Origin of the sequence: Rodentibacter sp. Ppn85 (assembly GCF_001999335.1) — a bacterium.
Lineage (GTDB): Bacteria > Pseudomonadota > Gammaproteobacteria > Enterobacterales > Pasteurellaceae > Rodentibacter.
This window is the reverse complement of the sequence record NZ_MLHS01000030.1, coordinates 1-2438: the sequence shown is the minus strand read 5'-3', so window position 1 is coordinate 2438 and position 2438 is coordinate 1. Positions and strand designations below refer to the sequence as shown.

1 protein-coding gene is annotated in these 2438 nt (G+C 47.7%); it reads right to left on the bottom strand.

Going from position 1 to position 2438, the window contains the following annotated elements:
• Window positions 1-2438, bottom strand: a 2438-nt coding sequence (locus tag BKL51_RS05830; RefSeq protein WP_369801909.1) for a beta strand repeat-containing protein, incomplete at both ends; no start/stop codon positions are given.

Below are 2438 nucleotides of genomic sequence, written 5' to 3'. Positions count from 1 at the left end.
TTGTTGTTATTCACACCAATGTTGCCGTCTGTCAGCTTATCTTTATCCGCTCCGCCGGTAATATTTAGCGTCTCATTGAGTTTCTTCGCAATTTCCTTGCCGTCGTCGCCTTTAAATTTCAAGCCGTCGTTCAAGGTTGCAACCGTTTCTTTCGAGCCGTCTTTTGTAACGTACTCAATACGAGTTTTGCTTTCACCGTCTTTGCCGTCGTTACCGTCAAGGCCTTTCTCACCGTCTTTCACCGAGATATTAGCAGATACGCCGTCTTTACCGTCTGCGCCTTTCGGGCCGGTTAAGCCGATTGAACCGTCTTTGCCGTTAATCACGACAGAAGAGCCGTCTTTACCGTTTACGCCGATAGAGCCGTCCACGCCGTCTTTACCATCTTTGCCTGCCGCACCCACTGTGATGTTATTCGCAGTTGCAATCTCATAACCGTTTGCAATTTGCTTGATCACAAGATTGTTGCCGGCATCTAAAGTGAAGGTTTCATTATTCGCTAAACGTTTATCTTCCTCAGACAGACCGTCTGCGCTGGCTTGACCGTTTGTACCTGCCACTGATTTAGTGGTGAGGTTAAAGCCGCTATTAGTGATCGCAGTATAGAGCTGACCGCCGTTAATGGCGTCTTTGCTGTTGTTGCTGACATCACCGTCTGCCACATTGGTAATTTTCTTATCACCCGCATCAATACCGCTTGTGGTGACATTTGGCCCGCCAACTAGGGTGAAACCGTTGTCATTCAAGGTGGTATTGCCGATGGTTAAGCTACCATCTTTGGTTAAGTTAAGCGCTTTTGCTAATTTAACGACTAAACCGCCCGCTTGATTCACCACGCCGAGGTTGTTATCGGTCAGTTTACTGCTGTCCGTTAATCCGCCGGTGATATTCAAGGTGTCGCCGAGTTTCTTCGCAATCTCGTCACCGTTATCGCCTTTGAATTTCAAGCCGTCATCTTTGGTTGCAATTTCACGGGTGGTGGTTGAACCGTCAGTATTGGTGGTGTTATACACCAAACGAGTAATACCTTCTTTACCTTTACCCGTTTCATCTAACGTGCCTGTGCCGTTCACCACCGTGAGGTTAGCGGAAGCGCCGTCTTTACCATCAGCACCTTTCGGACCTGTTAAGCCGATTGAACCGTCTTTGCCGTTAAGCACAACGGAAGCACCGTCTTTGCCGTTCACACCGATTGTACCGTCAATACCGTCCTTGCCGTTTTTACCTACAGTGATGTTAGTGAAGGTGACATTTTCTGCGGTAGAGACTTCATAGCCGTTTTCAATTTGTTTAATGCGAACATTGTTGCCAGCATCTAACGTGAAGGTCTCGTTATTGGTTAGACGTTTGTCTGCCTCGGATAACCCGTCTTTCACGCTGGCTTGGCCATTAGTATTCTCTACCGCTTTCGATGTCAGCGCAAATCCGACCGCACTTAACGTGCTGTTGGTAATGTCTTTGGTCGCATTTTTCAAATCGCCTGCATTCACAACGTTATTCAACGCCTCGCCGGAGAGGTTGTTTAACACATCATTAAAGGTTTGACCTGCCGGTACAGTGGCATTATTTGGTAATACGCCGCTATCCACATTGGTAATCGCAACCGGTGCTGACGCATTACCGCCGATAAATTTCACTTTATTGGTCGGCTCAGCGGTTGCATTGCCTTTATCGTCCACATAGCTGTTAGTGGTGTTAAAGGTAATGTCGGTCGTGCCCGTTGTGCTGTTGTAGATTGTGCCAACTTTCACACCTTGACCGTTTTTGAAGTTCACCGTATTACCGTGGGTCACAAAATCCACCGGCTGATCGTTACTTTGTAAGTTCCAGCCTGCATTTAACACATCACCCACTGTCGCTGCGTTGTTTGTCACATTCGCATACTTATTACCCGTACTATCTGGATTAGAGGTGGTGCCATTCGTGACGTTATCTAAATTGCCCTTGACGTTTGTAATCGTAGTATTACCAGCATTGAACCCGTCTTTATTGAGGGTCACATTTCCGATCGTCACACTGCCGTTCTCGGTTAAGTTCAGATCTTTAGCCAATTTCACCGTGAGGTTGCCGTCTTTATTGATCACCCCGATATTATTGTCGGTCAGTTTCGCTTCATCGCTAACCCCACCGGTAATATTCAAGGTTTCACCGAGTTTCTTCGCAATCTCGTCACCATTGTCGCCTTTGAACTTCAAGCCGTCGTCTTTGGTTGCGATTTCACGGGTCGTGGTTGTGCCGTCTGTGTTGGTGGTGTTGTACACCAAGCGCTCGATGCCTTTACCGCCTTTATCATCAGCATCTAACGTACCCGTACCGTTTGTAACGGTGAAGTTCGCCGATGCGCCGTCTTTACCGTTGATACCGATTGTGCCGTCTTTACCGTTTAAGGCAATGCCCGCACCATTTTTGCCATCCGCACCTTTCGGGCCGGTTAAACC